This window comes from Nocardia sp. NPDC051052 (assembly GCF_044456045.1).
Taxonomy (GTDB): domain Bacteria; phylum Actinomycetota; class Actinomycetes; order Mycobacteriales; family Mycobacteriaceae; genus Nocardia.
Genome location: NZ_JBITFL010000002.1, coordinates 1,014,977 through 1,029,623 on the forward strand (window position 1 = coordinate 1,014,977; position 14,647 = coordinate 1,029,623).

Annotated in this window: 14 protein-coding genes and 1 pseudogene; 4 read left to right on the forward strand and 11 right to left on the reverse strand. The window is 68.4% G+C overall.

Translation table 11 applies throughout. The annotated features are described in order from the left end of the window. Nucleotides 1-13: 13 nt before the first annotated feature. The 10 genes from ACIBCN_RS09780 to ACIBCN_RS09825 form a co-directional block, all read right to left on the reverse strand. A complete protein-coding gene (locus ACIBCN_RS09780; protein ID WP_396991083.1) occupies nucleotides 14-829 on the reverse strand; it encodes a hypothetical protein in 816 nt (271 codons plus the stop codon). Then, on the reverse strand, nucleotides 826-1,437 hold the full coding sequence (locus ACIBCN_RS09785) for a hypothetical protein (protein ID WP_396991084.1): 612 nt from the start codon (nucleotides 1,435-1,437) through the stop codon (nucleotides 826-828). The genes ACIBCN_RS09780 and ACIBCN_RS09785 overlap by 4 nt, the downstream gene beginning before the upstream one ends. Beyond that, the gene (locus ACIBCN_RS09790; protein WP_396991085.1) at nucleotides 1,434-1,718 is read right to left on the reverse strand and encodes a hypothetical protein; all 285 of its coding nucleotides are present in this window, start codon (nucleotides 1,716-1,718) and stop codon (nucleotides 1,434-1,436) included. The genes ACIBCN_RS09785 and ACIBCN_RS09790 overlap by 4 nt, the downstream gene beginning before the upstream one ends. Continuing rightward, nucleotides 1,718-2,014: a hypothetical protein gene (locus tag ACIBCN_RS09795; RefSeq protein WP_014351788.1), complete on the reverse strand. Its 297-nt coding sequence runs from the start codon at nucleotides 2,012-2,014 to the stop codon at nucleotides 1,718-1,720. Before ACIBCN_RS09795 ends, ACIBCN_RS09790 begins: the two co-directional genes overlap by 1 nt. Before the next feature lie 51 nt (nucleotides 2,015-2,065). Further along, entirely contained in the window at nucleotides 2,066-2,734 is a 669-nt protein-coding gene (locus tag ACIBCN_RS09800) for a hypothetical protein (protein ID WP_396991086.1), read from the reverse strand. Next, the gene (locus tag ACIBCN_RS09805) at nucleotides 2,731-3,609 is read right to left on the reverse strand and encodes a MinD/ParA family protein (protein WP_396991087.1); all 879 of its coding nucleotides are present in this window, start codon (nucleotides 3,607-3,609) and stop codon (nucleotides 2,731-2,733) included. Before ACIBCN_RS09805 ends, ACIBCN_RS09800 begins: the two co-directional genes overlap by 4 nt. Nucleotides 3,610-3,625: 16 nt before the next feature. Continuing rightward, on the reverse strand, nucleotides 3,626-4,588 hold the full coding sequence (locus ACIBCN_RS09810) for a hypothetical protein (protein ID WP_396991088.1): 963 nt from the start codon (nucleotides 4,586-4,588) through the stop codon (nucleotides 3,626-3,628). A 54-nt stretch (nucleotides 4,589-4,642) separates the two neighbouring features. Next, entirely contained in the window at nucleotides 4,643-6,271 is a 1,629-nt protein-coding gene (locus ACIBCN_RS09815; protein WP_396991089.1) for a cutinase family protein, read from the reverse strand. Between the two features lie 424 nt (nucleotides 6,272-6,695). Beyond that, a complete protein-coding gene (locus tag ACIBCN_RS09820) occupies nucleotides 6,696-9,107 on the reverse strand; it encodes a RelA/SpoT family protein (RefSeq protein ID WP_396991090.1) in 2,412 nt (803 codons plus the stop codon). A 308-nt stretch (nucleotides 9,108-9,415) separates the two neighbouring features. After that, complete coding sequence (locus ACIBCN_RS09825) at nucleotides 9,416-10,309, reverse strand: alkaline phosphatase family protein (protein WP_396991091.1); 894 nt, start codon at nucleotides 10,307-10,309, stop codon at nucleotides 9,416-9,418. Nucleotides 10,310-10,676: 367 nt separating this feature from the next. On the opposite strand from ACIBCN_RS09825, the gene ACIBCN_RS09830 reads away from it, so the two are divergent. From ACIBCN_RS09830 to ACIBCN_RS09845, 4 genes and pseudogenes are all read left to right on the forward strand, one after another. Beyond that, nucleotides 10,677-11,435 carry a metallophosphoesterase gene (locus ACIBCN_RS09830; RefSeq protein WP_396991092.1) on the forward strand — a complete coding sequence of 253 codons (759 nt, stop codon included), beginning with the start codon at nucleotides 10,677-10,679 and terminating at the stop codon, nucleotides 11,433-11,435. A gap of 53 nt (nucleotides 11,436-11,488) precedes the next feature. Beyond that, nucleotides 11,489-11,700, forward strand: a pseudogene (locus ACIBCN_RS09835) (respiratory nitrate reductase subunit gamma); the annotation flags it as partial. A 47-nt stretch (nucleotides 11,701-11,747) separates the two neighbouring features. Beyond that, complete coding sequence (locus ACIBCN_RS09840; protein WP_396991093.1) at nucleotides 11,748-12,080, forward strand: YnfA family protein; 333 nt, start codon at nucleotides 11,748-11,750, stop codon at nucleotides 12,078-12,080. 225 nt (nucleotides 12,081-12,305) lie between these two features. Next, nucleotides 12,306-13,157, forward strand: coding sequence for an isocitrate lyase/phosphoenolpyruvate mutase family protein (locus ACIBCN_RS09845; protein WP_396991094.1), 852 nt, complete (start codon nucleotides 12,306-12,308; stop codon nucleotides 13,155-13,157). A gap of 599 nt (nucleotides 13,158-13,756) precedes the next feature. Here the strand turns inward: ACIBCN_RS09845 and ACIBCN_RS09850 are convergent. Next, nucleotides 13,757-14,383, reverse strand: coding sequence for an NUDIX hydrolase (locus ACIBCN_RS09850; RefSeq protein WP_396991183.1), 627 nt, complete (start codon nucleotides 14,381-14,383; stop codon nucleotides 13,757-13,759). Between the last annotated feature and the right edge of the window lie 264 nt (nucleotides 14,384-14,647).

Genomic DNA, 14,647 nt, shown 5'->3' on the forward strand with positions numbered 1-14,647 from the left:
TTTCCCATCGTGCTCACCATTTCGTCCACCCGGTCAGCGATTCGACGTACTCGGTTTGTGCGGTATTGGACGTCGATGGCTTGAGTCGCCAGTCCCCGGCATCCCAGACCATCACCAGGCGGATCGCCGCCCATAACTGTTTGCCGTCGACCACCGGGCCGCGCGAGGCGAGCCGGACGATGGCCAGGTCGTCGGCGTAGTCGTCGACCTTGAACGCGTCCGAGGCGACGAAGTATTTGGTGACCTTCTCCGGCTGCTGCTCGGGCAGCTTGTTGCTGCCGAGGGCCTTGTCGTAGGCCGCGATCTGCTGGGCCGAAACGCGCACCTGGGTCACGTACAGATCGCGGTCGGCCGGACGGGCGTTGAGCCGGTAGGTGATCTGCGCCGCGGCCAGCACCGCGCCCTGCGGTGTATGCGAATAGCCAACGGCCAGGCCGTCTTCGATGCGGGCCGGGCCGTCCGAGGTGGAGAACGGCACGGAGGCGCCGTAGACCCGCTGCCAGCCGTGCGGCGCGGTGGTGCCCTCGGGGGCCTGGGTCAGCCAGTCCGAGTCGGACGGCTTGCGCTGCCGGGTTGGGTCCTGCGAAAAAGGTTGTCCGGCGGGGTTGTTCGGCACATCGACGCGCCGGCCGAGGATATCGACCTCGGCCGCGGCGAAGCCGGTGCCACCGGGCGATGCGGCGGGCGCGGGCGCGCCGCCCGCTGGGCCGCCGTCGTCGCGGGTGACGTAGATGACGATTCCGATGATCACGATGAGCGCCAGCACAGCTGCGGACGCGACAGCACCGAAGGAGACGCGATCACGCGCGTAAGACCCCTTCTCGGTCACTTCGGTGCCTCCAATTTCACTGAGTCATCAGGTATTACGTCGATCGCGTCGATAGGTCTAGCGGTGGCGCCCGGCTCGGGCAGGCGTAACCGCCAGTCCTGGCCGAACCATTCGACGGTGGTGTGGTTCACCGCCTTGGAGTTGTCCGAGTACTCGGTGTGCACGTCGACGGTGCTGCGCTGGTCGGTGTACCCGGTGACCCGGTAGCCGAGCACCCGCGGCGCGTAATCGGGGGTGGCCGGTCCGGTGATCGACAGCTGGATCCGGTTCACCGCCCACTCGTCCTTCGCGGTACCCGGAACCACCTCCCGCGCCGCGACTTTGGCCCATTGACTGTCCGAAGCCACCGCCAGCCGCACCGCGTGGGTGATCGCGGCGACCCCGGCACCGCGCGGCGAATGCTCGAAACCCGTTGCGGCACCGTCGGCTTCCGACTTCGGCCCCTGATCGGTATGCGGCAGCGGCACGCCTTGGAACGGCTGCCACCGCACGCCGGTCGGCGCCGCCGACAGCTCCGGCCCGGATCGGTCGTCGCCACCGCCACAGCCGACCGCCGCGATCAGCAACACCGCGCCGACCGCGCCCGCAGTCCCCCGCTGATTAATCATGTCGGCAAGAAAGCCAGCGCGATTCCCGACGCTGTGCTCGCCACGATCGCCCCGAGCAGGCTCATCAGCACCCCGTGCGAGGCGTCGTTCATCGCCAGGTCGCTGCGGAACGAGATCCACAGCTTGCCCGCGGAGACGATCATCCACGCCAGACACACCAGCAGGACGAACCACAGCAGCCAGTTGAGCAGCTGCATGAGTGGTTCCAGTACCTCGGCGGGCATCTGTTTGTAGGCCAGCAGCTCGGCTGCCGACGCGCGCACGGTAGATATGTCGGACATCAGGTTCCAATAACGGCGTTCATGATGGTGCCGGCGCTGGTCGCGACGACGCCGCCGATCATGGCGCCGGCCACCATCTTCGGCGACTCGAGTCCGCCACCCGTCCACTTCTCCCACGCGAACTTGCCGCCCGCGTAGGTGATTCCGCAGATGCCGGACAGCAGCACGAACCAGGTCAGGTAGCGCACCAGCTGCAGGATCTTCTCCGAGCCGGGCGGCGCCTCGGGCGTCGGGTTACCGACCTGCGCGAGTACGGTGCCGTACGTGTCCTGCACGGCGAGGAGAATCGTGCTCATCGGGTGCCTTTCTCGAAAGTAGTTGAGTCGTCGCCGATTCGATGCATATGTTCACTGATCGGGTGGCTTTCTGCTGGCCCGGTCCTGCGCCGGATCGTCGAGTTTGGCCTCCTCCAGTGCCGTTCGAGCCGCCGCGACGATGTCGGCACCGAGCTCCCTGACATCGAGCGGTACCTCTTCCAAGGGGTCGATCTTGCGTTTCTTCGGTGGCAGCGCGTCACCGGGCGCCCACACGGGCAGCTTCTCCGGTTCTACCAGCGTCCATTCCTCATACCACGGGACCTGCCACAGCTGGCCGGCCAGCGAACCGACCACGTCGCGGTAGCGGCGGATCTCGGCGGGCAGCCGACCGGGTCGCGCGGCGACGGTGATCAGCCCGAGCACCTCGCAGGACCCGGCGAAACCCGAATGATGTTGGCGCAGTGAGTCATGCGCGCGGGTGAGGCCCGCGATGGTCTCTCTGGCCACCAGCACGACGAAGGGGGACTCGCGGTCGAAGACGCCGGGCCAGCGGCGGCCCGAATCCGCCGCGGGCGCAAGCACATGCGCGAGGCTACTGGCTCCGGCACCGCCGTGCACGCCCATGATCCACACCAGCGGCGCCCGGCCGACCCCGGGCACCGGACGGTCCCAGATCGCCGCGCGGCGCGACTCCGGCGGGGCGACCACGCCCGCGGGCGCGGATTCGGTGTGACGTCGAAACTTCATAGCGGCCGTCATGATGCCACCCCGGCAAGCAGGCGCCCATAAGCCCGGCGCGTATCGAGGGCCAACGATGCGTGCCGGACCAGTTCGCCCCTGGCCAGGTGCGGGTCGTAGGGAATCTCTCGAATATCGCGGACCCAGCCGGACAGGTGCTCACGCAAATGCTCGGCTACGCCCGACTCGGTGCCCGGATGCTGGTGTGAGACAACGATTGTGGTGTCGCCGACGATGCCGCCGCCCTGCCCCTCGGCCGAGTCGCCGAACTGGTCGTCGAGCCATTCCAGGGTGACCCGGAGCCGGTTCGCGGCATCGGCGCGGGCCGGAATGGCAAGTACCAGAGCGACATCCGCGTCGTCGAGCAGCGGGCGCAGCTGCCGTCCGGCTATCGGGCTGCCGCCGTCGTAGACCGCGGTGAAGCCCGCGTCGTAGACCGCGCGGGCCACCGTGAGATAGGTCGCGCGCCTGCGCAGCGGCGCGGAATCGCGCCACAGTAAACCGATTCCGGAAGTCGCGCGCGACAGGCATTCCTTCAGCGGTGCCGGTTCGTCGTCGCCACGCCCGTACAGCCACGATTGCAGGCTGATCGGGTGCAGGTGCTCGTCCGCGCCGCGCAGCGCGAGGTCGCTGCCCGCCTGGGTCGCGTCCACCGCGACCGTCGGGGTGCCTGCCATGCCGAGCTCGCCCGCGATCCCCAGCGCCGTGGTGGTGGTGCCCGCGCCACCACAGCCGCCGACCACCAGGATGGGGCGCTGCAACGGTTGTTCCGCGCCGGAACCGCCGCCCTTGCCGCGCCGCAATCGCACCACCGGAGCCTTGGAGCGCACGGGCCGGCCCGACGGTTCACCCTGTTCGGGTGCCTCGTCGAGCCAGCGGCTCCAGTCCTCGCCCATCGCTTCCTGCTCTCCTCTATCCGGCCGCGATACCCGTGATCAGGGTGCGCCCGTCGATCACCGCGGTGGTGACCGTCTGCTTGTTGTACGTGGCGGGCACGCCGCCGGGGCGGTACTCGGTGACCTCCACCGAGTACCTGTTGTCCGAGAGGGTCACGATCCGCACGCAGTGCGTGGTGCCCGCGGGGATGGTATCGATGCCGCGCTGGATGGTCGGCGCGGGCGAGACGGTGGCCTCCGGCGCGACGACCTGCCGGACCTGTTCGCCGGAGCGCTCGACGTAGTACGCGTACTGGAACGCCAGGATAGCGTCGGGACCCGTTGTGGTGCTGCCCATTTCGGCGCCGCGCACGGTCGTCGCGGTGCGCTCGGTCGGGCAGGCGCCGGTCGGCCGCGGCGTGCTGACCCCGGCCTGCGACTTGCCGCGCAGGCTGTCGGTGCTCACGCCCGCCTGCGCGCTACCCGCGGTGAACTGCACCGAGGCCGAGGAGGCGGGCAGTCGCGGTGCCGCGGCCCGGCTGTTGGCGGAGTGCAGCAGGAACAGCACGCCCGCGGCGGCCGCGCCGAGCAGCAGCACCGCGATGACCAGCACGACGAACACCCGGACGCGGCGCGAACCACGGGCGCGGGCCTCCCCCCGCAAGGCGCTGGAGGAGCGCGGTCGCGGCTCGTCCAGCGGGTCGTCGTAGTCATCGTCGTCGGGCCAGGGGAAACGCACCAGGTCGGCGTCGCGCGGGGTGTAGTCGTCGTCGGGGCCCGGTGCCCGGCCTACCCAGTCCGACCAGCCACCGGTGAATTCGCTGCGCTGCGCCGACAGGTCCGCGGGGACCTCGGGCTGCGGCTCGTCACGAATGTAGTGCGGGAACCGGGCCGGACCCTCGTCGTCCAGGTGCACAGAATTCGCCGCGGGCGGCACCGGTGCCGTCTCCGGCTCCAGGGCGGCATACCAACGAGACAGTTCTTTGTACGACTTCAACATTCCCCCATTCCCGCTGCGCGAGGCACATGGCTCATCGTCGGACCCTCTCGGCGATCAGTTCGTGGAGAACGGGTAGGTGTTGGGTGTGCCGGGTCGATCGGTGGGCGGAATCGACGTCGCGCCGCCGGATGAGGCGCCTTCGGCTCCTGTCCCGAACGGAAATTGTCCCGTACCGGACACATTCGGCGTAGTCGACGCGCCGGATTGCTCGCCGAAGAATCCCGTCGGCGGCTTGTCCGCACTGCCGAGCGGCCTGCCGTTCGCGCCGAATTTACCGGCGATGTCGCGGGCTATCGCGGCGAACCAGTCGGCGACGAAGGTTGTCGGCGCGTCGCCGTTGGCGGCGACCGTCGCGGTGCTGTACGCGCCGTGTCGCTGGACGGTGTCCCAATACCGCACCCAGGTGGCGGTGTTCAGCAGTTCGCTGTTGTCGGTGATGTTTTGTACGACCGCGTCGAACGCCTGGGTGACCAAGCGGGCGCCGGTGGTCGGCGGGACGAGCTGGGCGACCGCGCCTGCCAATTTCGTGCCGAGCGACAGCAGCGCGGCGGGCGGGTTCGCCAACCCCGCGGTGGCCAGTTCGGCGATGGTCGACGGGTTGATGACCGTCTTGACGACGCTGACGACCGCGTTCAGGCCGATCGTGCCGACCTTCAGCAGCGCCTGGAGCGCACCGGGGAGGTCGAGTGGGGTGCGCGGGTCGGCGGCATCGGCGAGCCGCTGGGAGATCGACTTCTTGGGCGAGATGGCCAGCGTCGCGAGCGAGTTGCCCTGCACGTCTTCGTTGGCGACCTTGGTCGCGGTCTTGATCGACGTGTAGGCCAGCGCCTGGGCGATGGAGGTGAGCGAGGCGATCGGGTCGCCGCCGCTCAATGTGGATTGGCCGACAACATTGGTGACGGCCTTCAGGATCGGTGCGCCCTGCGGTGCGTCGCAGGCGAGGTCACCTGCCGCGCAGAAACTGGCCACGCGGCCGGTGAGGGCGCCGAAGTTGGCGGCGATGTCGCGGTCCGGGCCGATGCCGCCACCGGTGGCGGGCGCTTGCGGCAGCGCGGCGATGGCGGCGAGATCATCGCCCTGGGTGCCAGGGGCCGGATCCGGCGAGGCCTTGCCCGGCGAGCCAGGGAACAGCGGCGCGCCCGGGTTGCGGGTCGGGTCGGCGAACAGCGCCACCGCCGCGACCTTGTCGGCCGGGAGCACGCCTTTGCCCTGCCCGATCTCCTGCGCGAACATCGACGCAACGTGTGCGCCTTGTGAATAGCCGACCACCGCGAACCTGGTGTCGGCGCAGCGATCGGCGACGGCCTTGGCCATCGTGCGCAGCCTGGCCAGTCCGCCGGTCACCGATTGGGAGTAGGGCGCCGGGCCTCCCGGCGTCGCGCCGCCGAAGCCGGATTCGTAAGGCACGTAAGCCCGATCGACCAGCCCGGGAGCGGTGGCCTTGGCCAACATCGGGCGGAAGACGGTGGACAGCATGCCGGTGTCGGTAGACGGTGCGGCATCCGGTGACGATTCGCCGGTGCCCTGAATTCCCAAGGCGTATAATGCCGGACACGCACTGAGCGCGATGTTGGTCGAGGGGCCTGCGGGATTCGGCGGACCGGCCACGGCGGTACCCGCCGTAGCCACGGTCACGGTGAGTGCTGTCAGCACCCCCGCAACGCTTTCCGCATACTTTGTCATAGCGATCCGCAATCAATCCGTGTTGCCGCAGTTACCCTCAACGCCATGAAACGCAATAGACCGTAACAGATTCCGACTATTGCTGGGGCATCGCCGAAAACTTTCCATGAACTGCCGAAACGGGTTTCACACATTCCCGCGTGCCGAGCAACATCGCCCGGCAACTTTCCGATGGTCCGAAAACGAGAGCAACCGCCTGGCGACCCGCCGGTCACCCGAATTCCCTACCGGGACTCCATCTTCCGTTCGCCCGAAGGCTTCGGCATTCGTGCAGATATCTCGGCCTTCGCGGATGGTTCGCCGAGAGGTTGCCGAGCACAGAACAATTGACACGTCAAGGGGAGATGACCACCCCGGACTATTTCAAGCGGCCGCGCGCATTCGCGACTCGCAAGCGCTCCGAGCGACCTAGGGCATTCGCGCGCTACGCGGCGGAGGTGACGCGGTAGACGTCGTAGACGCCTTCCACATTCCGCACCACATTCAGCAGATGCCCCAGATGCTTCGGGTCGCCCATCTCGAAGGTGAACTTGCTGATCGCGACCCGGTCGCCGTGGGTGGTGACCGACGCGGACAGGATGTTCACCTTCTCGTCGGCCAGCACCTTCGTCACGTCGGACAGCAGGCGGGTGCGATCGAGCGCCTCGATCTGGATGGCCACCAGGAACACCGAGGACGGTGACGGCGCCCAGGACACCTCGATGATGCGTTCGGCTTGATCGCGCAGCGATCCGGCGTTGGTGCAGTCGGTGCGGTGCACGCTCACCGCGCCGCCGCGGGTCACGAAGCCCATGATCTCGTCACCGGGCACCGGCGTGCAGCACTTGGCCAGCTTGGCGACGGTGCCGGACGCGCCGGGGATCAGCACGCCCGCGTCGCCGGTGGTCCGCTGCCGGTTCGGCGTGGTGGACGGGGTGGACCGCTCGGCGAGCTCGTTCTCCACGTCGCCGATGCCGCCGAGCTGCGCCATCAGGCGCTGCACCACGTGGTGCGCGGAGACCTGATGCTCGCCGACCGCGGTGTAGAGGGTGGAGATGTCGGTGTAGTGCAGTTCGTGCGCGACCGCGGTCATCGCGTCGACGCTCATCAACCGCTGCAGCGGCAGGCCGACGCGGCGGACCTCCTTGGAGATCTGCTCCTTGCCGTTCTCCAGGGCTTCCTCGCGGCGCTCCTTGGCGAACCACTGGCGGATCTTGGCCTTGGCGCGCGGCGAGACCACGAAATTCTGCCAGTCGCGGCTCGGTCCGGCGTTCTGCGCCTTCGAGGTGAACACCTCGATGACCTCACCGTTTTCCAGCTGCCGTTCCAGCGCGACCAGACGACCGTTCACCCTGGCGCCGATGCACTTGTGCCCGACCTCGGTGTGCACGGCGTAGGCGAAGTCGACCGGGGTCGACTTCTGCGGCAACGTGATCACGTCGCCCTTCGGGGTGAACACGAAGATCTCCGGCGACTTCAGGTCGAAGCGCAGCGACTCCAGGAACTCGGCCGGGTCGGCCGCCTCCCGCTGCCAGTCGAGCAGCTGACGCATCCACGCCATGTCGTCGACCTCGGTGGAGTCGTTCGAGTGCTTGCCGCGGGTCTCCTTGTAACGCCAGTGCGCGGCGATGCCGAACTCGGCGGTGCGGTGCATGTCCTGGGTGCGGATCTGCACCTCGAGTGGCTTGCCGTCCGGGCCGACGACGGTGGTGTGCAGCGACTGGTAGACGCCGTAGCGCGGCTGGGCGATGTAGTCCTTGAACCGGCCCGCCATCGGCTGCCACAGCGAGTGCACCACGCCGACGGCCGCGTAGCAGTCGCGCACCTCGTCGCAGAGGATGCGGATGCCGACCAGGTCGTGGATGTCGTCGAAGTCCTTACCCTTGACGATCATCTTCTGGTAGATCGACCAGTAGTGCTTCGGCCGACCCTCGACGATCGCGTTGATCCGCGATGCCGCAAGGGTATTCACGATTTCCGCGCGCACCTTCGCCAGGTACGTGTCGCGCGACGGCGCCCGGTCGGCGACCAGCCGCACGATCTCGTCGTACTTCTTCGGGTGCAGAATCGCGAACGCGAGGTCCTCGAGCTCCCACTTGACCGTCGCCATACCGAGCCGATGGGCAAGGGGCGCAATGACTTCGAGGGTTTCCTTGGCCTTCTTCGCCTGCTTCTCCGGCGGCAGGAAGCGCATCGTGCGCATGTTGTGCAGCCGGTCGGCGACCTTGATCACCAGCACGCGCGGGTCGCGCGCCATCGCGATGATCATCTTGCGGATGGTCTCGGCCTCGGCGGCCGCGCCGAGGTTCACCTTGTCCAGCTTGGTGACGCCGTCGACCAGGTGCGCGACCTCGGGGCCGAAGTCGAGGGTGAGCTGCTCGAGGGAGTAGCCGGTGTCCTCGACGGTGTCGTGCAGCAGCGCGGCGACCAGGGTGGTGGTGTCCATGCCGAGCTCGGCCAGGATGTTGGCGACCGCGAGGGGATGGGTGATGTACGGGTCGCCGGACTTGCGGAACTGGTGCTTGTGCCGTTCGTCGGCCACGTCGAACGCGCGCTGCAGCAGCGTCAGGTTGGCCTTCGGGTACAGCTCACGGTGCACGCTGGCCAGCGGCTCGAGTACCGGCTTGACCGCGGCGATGCCGCGCTGACCGGTCATCCGGCGGGCGAGGCGGGCGCGCACTCGGCGCGACGCGGAGGACGGCACGGCCGCGGAGGTGCCCGGCTGACGCGGCGGCGTGGCATCGCTAGCCGGCGTGCTCGGCGGCGTATTCGGCTGCTCTGACCCGTTGGCGGCACCATTCGGCTGCGGGGCGTCCGCCGATTGCCCGACATTCGCCTCGCCCACGTGCTGAGTCATGCCACCACCTCTCAGTGCCCGCTTGCGGCGCTCACGGTCCCTCCGTGGGTACGCCGACTGCCGCCTCCGGGCCTGACGTTCGCGCCGCGTGCCTCGATCGAACCACCCTATCCGACCGCCGCAACCGCCCAGACCACCAACTTTAGTCCCGGCCGCGCAGCAACGTCCGGCGCGTGGTTGCCGCGGGCGCGATGCGGGTTCTCCCTCCGGGATGGCGCTGGGTTCGCTGGCCTTGGCGAGGCGTACCGGAAAGCGTGACATATCAGGCGTCGCGGCGGTGTCGTTGCGACCAAACCGCCGCGTTGGGACTAGCGGATGGTGGACGGGCCGGCCGGCTCGCGGTTGAGCATGGACTGGCCGTCGAAGTCCGGGCTGGCCGGGACGTGCAGGAGGTCGACGATGGTGGGGGTGATGTCGACCAGGGTGTAGCGGGAGGAAGTGTCGCCCGCGGCGAAGCCGGGTCCGCGGGCGATGACGAAATTGGTTGTCTCGTCCGGGGATTGGCCGCCGTGGCCGCCCTTGGGCCGGTGGCCGTGATCGGCGGTGACCAGGATGGTCCAGCGTTCGGCGGGGTTGGCCTCGGCACGGGCGTCGACGGCGGCGGCGATCCGGCCGACCTGTTCATCGATGCGCCGGACGGCGTCGAGGTACTCGTCCGACGCGGCACCGTCGCTGTGACCTGCGTGATCGACCTGGTCGAGGTGGGTGAAGAGGAAGTCGGGGGCGAACTTGGTGATCGCGGTGACCACGGCGGTGGCGGTGGCCGCGTCGGTCTTGGATTCATCGGGGTCGTCGGGCACCGGCGCGGTGGAGACGACCACGTCGGCGCGCGGGTTGCCACTGCCCGTCATGGTGGCGATCTGATCCCAGGTGGCGATCGAGTGGGTTTTGAGCGCCGGGTTGGCACGTTCGAGCTGGGTGAAGACGGTCGGGTACTTCGCAAACGGTGCCGCGGTGAAATTGTTGTCCTTGATGCCGTGCTTGCGATCCCACACACCGGTCAGCACGGTGGCCCAGGACGGGCCGGAGATGGTGATGTGCGGCGCGATCGAGGAGCGGCTGAGCATGCCTTCGGCGCTGAGCCGCAACAGGTTCGGTGCCCGCACCTGCACGACCTTGTCGAACATCAGTCCGTCCAGGCCGATCAGGACCACCTTGTCGACACGCGCGTCCGCGTGCGCCCCGCCCGCGGCGACCGTCATGGGAAGAACGGAAACAGCCAACACGGCAAGCGCTTTCGACCAAAACCGGCTCATGCTCGCGTCCCCTCGATCACGCCCGGCGGTCCGGCAACGCCCTCATCGCGCTGCCCGCCGCCGGGACGATGATCCGCTCGCTTGTCGCGCTCGTTCATAGTCCGAACCATGCGGGGCGAGCCGACCCGACGGATAGCCTGTCGCGGCACTGTTCATTGACGTTTCATCGGTCTCGCCATCGCGCGTTGCCTCGCTGAACACCGATTGAACCCTCGATAGCCAGGAGCTATGCCAGCAGCTCACGGGCGGGTGGCTGGCGGATGAACGTCAGATTGCGGTTGACAGCGCGGCGCCGATGTGGCTGGCTGACGCCATGCCTGCCGTTTCCGCGCAGCGGGGTATCCGGATCGCGGCCGTCGCCGATACCCACCTGCGGCCCGCCGTGGCCGGCCGCTTTCGCCCCGACTTCCTACGTTTGGCCGAGCACGCCGATGTGCTGCTGCTGGCGGGCGACCTGACCGAGGGCGGCAGGCTCGCCGAAGCCGACCTGCTCTGCGCCGAAATCGCCGACCTCCCAGTACCGGTCGTCGCCGTACTCGGCAACCACGACCACGACCACAAGCTCGGCTTCCGAATCTCCGCCCAGCTCACCGACATCGGCGTGCACATGCTCGAAGCAACCGCGATCACGCTGGAACTGAACGGCATTCGGGTCGGCATCGCGGGCGTGCTGGGCGGCAGCGGCGGCTTCCCCGGCCATCCCGGCACCCCCGACGAAGGCACCGAAGAACACCGGTGCCGGATGCGCCGCGGCCCACTCGACGGCCTGCTGCTGCGTCAGGCCCTCGACACCCTGGACACCGAGATCCGGATCGCCCTGATGCACTTCTCCCCTGTCATCGACACCCTCGTCGGCGAGCCACCCAAGATCTACCCCGGCCTCGGCTGCCACGCCCTTGGCGAAGCCGTCGACGCGGGCCGGGCCACCCTCGCCGTGCACGGCCACGCGCACAGTGGCACCGAAATCGGTTGCACCGCAGGTGGAGTTCCGGTGCGCAACGTCTCGTTTCCGGTGATCGGCCGCGCGTACGCGGTGTACGAGGTCGTGCCCACGCTCACGCCCGAGCACTGAGTGATCGTGGCGCGGATACGCTGCTGACACTTACCCGGCAACTGGTATCAAGGCTCATGGTCGGCACGCCGTGGACATTCCAGGTACACGGCCTCGTCGACCTCGCTCTCTGGCCTTACACCCGGCTGGTGCACATGTTCAGCGCGCCCGTGGGCTATCTGACCGTCCCTACATCGTCTATCGCAGTAAGGAATCCATGGCCACCGTTACGAGCGGGTACGGCCGAGCCTGGGACGCTCCGGTCACCCCGGAACATTGGCGCTGATCACCGCCCGACGTGGTGGGCGGCGCGGCGGTCGGTAGGTTCCTCTCATGACCGTCGCCCGCTCCCTGCTGCTGTTCGCCATGGCGGCCCTCGCCGAGATCGGCGGGGCGTGGCTGGTGTGGCAGGGCTGGCGGGAGCAGCGCGGCATCCTCTGGATCGCGGCGGGCATCGTCGCGCTCGGTGCGTACGGATTCGTTGCGACGTTCCAGCCGGACCCTAACTTTGGGCGCATCCTCGCCGCCTACGGTGGCGTCTTCGTCGCGGGCTCGCTTGCCTGGGGGATGCTCGTCGACAAGTTCCAGCCCGACCGATGGGACTATCTCGGTGCGGGTCTCTGCCTCGTCGGCGTCGCCATCATCATGTACGCGCCGCGACGCTGAACGGCTGGCGTGGTCTCGATGTCGGTGCCGACGAGTGTGGTACGCACACTGCCTATTTCGACCTCAGCACGGGACTGGTCGCGTGCTCCCTCCTCGGGTTTCGGGGCCGAACTCCGGACATTCGATGTTCGTTCGTTCGAGTCCCGGAAATCGGGATGGCTGAGGAGGTTTCCGGCGTTACCTTCATCGCGACCAGTCATCGAAATAATCTCGCGAGGAGCCTCCGTGGCACACGATAGTCAGCCCATCACCGACAGCCAGCACCACGCGGCGGCCGCCTTCCGGGCGCTGCACGAGCAAGGCTTCTTCGTGCTGCCGAACGCTTGGGACGCGGCCAGCGCCGCGGTGATCGCGGGGTCGGGCGCGCCGGCGATCGCGACAACCAGTGCGGCTGTCGCCTGGTCGCTCGGCACCGGCGACGGTCAGCAACTCACCAGAGACGACATGATCGGCGTCATCCGCAGGATCGCCGCCGTCGTCGACGTGCCGGTGACGGCCGACATCGAGGGCGGCTACGGACCCGCACCGGAGGATGTCGCCGCCACCGTCCTCGCCGTCGTGGCAGCCGGTGCCGTCGGCGTGAACCTGGAGGACTCGACAGCACCCGGCGGCCCGCTCTTCGACACCGCCGCCCAGTCCGACCGCCTGCGCGCGGCACGCGACGCCGCACAGCAGGCCGGCTTGCCGGAACTGGTGATCAATGCCCGAACCGACGTGTACCTGTTCGGCATCGGCGCGCCCGAAACCCGATTCGACGAGGTCCTCACCAGAGCCGCCGCCTACGCCGCCGCCGGCGCGGACAGCCTCTTCGTCCCAGGACTCCTCGACCTGCCAACCCTGACCGACCTGGTCGCCAAGTCCCCACTGCCGATCAACGTCATGGCCGGCGCCGGAGCACCATCCGTCGCAGAACTCGCGGCGACCGGCATACGCCGAGTCAGCGTCGGCTCGGCAGTGGCCCAAGCCGCCTACAAACTGGCCGAAACCGCAACCATCGAACTCCTCGAGCACGGCACCTACACAACCTTGGAGAACGCCGTCGACTTCGGCGCCATCCAATCCTTACTGAGTCGCTGACCCGCCCGGCCGTTGAGTGGCACACCAGGCTTGCCTCGAGCCACAGCACTGTGCCACACACCGGCCACCTCGGCGCAGGCCACCGACCCGGCCGAGTCGGTCGACGCTGAACCTCGACGGCGTCGCCAACCTCGGCCAGCCGGTAACGCGCCTTGCAACGGCTTCAGGCGCAGCACGACTCTTTACATCAGCGCCGTCACCGCAGCGCCGCGGTACGGCCGGTCGCCGCTGCGCCGCGGCAGCAGAAGCGACGAATCTACCCACCTCGCCCCTGTGGCGACATCCGTTGCAGAACAACATTTTTCAACTAGTAGTCAACGCGAAGCCCACCCGCTGCGAGTCGCCCGCCGCGCTTTCGCGCTGCGGCGCTTGATCGTACGAGCCAACTAGGGAGGCGGCGAGGGCACGGTTGACAATCGGAGGGATGGGGCAGGCGCAGTTGTGGCCACGGTGGTGGACGCAGCCGGAGCACAACGCTTTCCAGCTAGCAGTCGATGTCGAAAGCCCAGACCGCGGCGGGGCGATCGGTCGCCGAGTCGCCCGATGCTCGGCCGCGTCATCTGATCGCGGCAGCGCCAACTACAGCACAACGCTTCCAGCTAGCAGTCAGTATCGAAGGCCCAGACCGCGGCGGGGCGACCGGTGGCTTTTACGCGGCGGCGTTCGGTGGTGCGGGCCAGGCCGGGGACCGCGGCGAGGGTGCGGTTGAGGTTTGCGGGGTCGGGACGGGCGCCTGCTAGGGCGGTTGTCGCTGTCACGGCCCTGGTGGCGGCGAATTCGTTGCCGAGCAGGGCTCGAGTGAAGGGGAGGTCTTTCCACAGGAGGCTGGCGAGGAGGGTGCGGGACGCGTCGAGGATGCGGTTGTGGTCGAAGGCCAGGGCGGGCATCTCATCGAAACTGATCCATTGGGCGGGCCCCTCGTGCGGTCCGACTACCGCCCACATCGCGATCGATAACGTGGGACCGCGCGGGTCGCGGTTCGGTTCATCGAAGGTCACGAGCTGACCGACCGCCCCTATCGCAGCCTCGGGAACCCCCAGCTTCGTGTGCACTGCCCGGCGAGCAGCTCCGACCAGCCGCTCGCCACGCCCGAGCAAAACACCGGGCAGCGCCAACTCTCCGGTGAACGGCGCCATCGCGCGCGGCGCAATCCCCACCCTCACCCCGGCGTCGTCGCCCCAAAAGCGCAACGCCACCACATCAACCGACACCACGGACTGCTCCACACCCACCAATCCTGCCGCACCCAACCCGAACCCCCGACCGGCACCCACCCCCCGGCTCCCCCTCCTCACATCAGCACACACCCGCACCCTCTCTCGGGACCCGCACTCGCTCTGCGCCCGAATGCAGGGTGCGGATCCCGAGAGAGAGTGCGGCTGTTGGCAAGAGCTGTTCGGGGGTAGTCCTTGGGCGGGGTCGCCAACGGTAGATGCTGTATCGCGCGAATTTTCGCGCTGCGCACGACGTTGCCGACGACTTCGTGCACG

Excerpts from the sequence above, each read along its gene's own strand:
- ACIBCN_RS09785 (WP_396991084.1), bottom strand. The coding sequence starts at position 1,437 with ATGATTAATCAGCGGGGGACTGCGGGCGCGGTCGGCGCGGTGTTGCTG.
- ACIBCN_RS09790 (WP_396991085.1), bottom strand. The coding sequence starts at position 1,718 with ATGTCCGACATATCTACCGTGCGCGCGTCGGCAGCCGAGCTGCTGGCC.
- ACIBCN_RS09795 (WP_014351788.1), bottom strand. The coding sequence starts at position 2,014 with ATGAGCACGATTCTCCTCGCCGTGCAGGACACGTACGGCACCGTACTC.
- ACIBCN_RS09800 (WP_396991086.1), bottom strand. The coding sequence starts at position 2,734 with ATGACGGCCGCTATGAAGTTTCGACGTCACACCGAATCCGCGCCCGCG.
- ACIBCN_RS09805 (WP_396991087.1), bottom strand. The coding sequence starts at position 3,609 with ATGGGCGAGGACTGGAGCCGCTGGCTCGACGAGGCACCCGAACAGGGT.
- ACIBCN_RS09810 (WP_396991088.1), bottom strand. The coding sequence starts at position 4,588 with ATGTTGAAGTCGTACAAAGAACTGTCTCGTTGGTATGCCGCCCTGGAG.
- ACIBCN_RS09815 (WP_396991089.1), bottom strand. The coding sequence starts at position 6,271 with ATGACAAAGTATGCGGAAAGCGTTGCGGGGGTGCTGACAGCACTCACC.
- ACIBCN_RS09820 (WP_396991090.1), bottom strand. The coding sequence starts at position 9,107 with ATGACTCAGCACGTGGGCGAGGCGAATGTCGGGCAATCGGCGGACGCC.
- ACIBCN_RS09825 (WP_396991091.1), bottom strand. The coding sequence starts at position 10,309 with ATGACGGTCGCCGCGGGCGGGGCGCACGCGGACGCGCGTGTCGACAAG.
- ACIBCN_RS09830 (WP_396991092.1), top strand. The coding sequence starts at position 10,677 with ATGCCTGCCGTTTCCGCGCAGCGGGGTATCCGGATCGCGGCCGTCGCC.
- ACIBCN_RS09840 (WP_396991093.1), top strand. The coding sequence starts at position 11,748 with ATGACCGTCGCCCGCTCCCTGCTGCTGTTCGCCATGGCGGCCCTCGCC.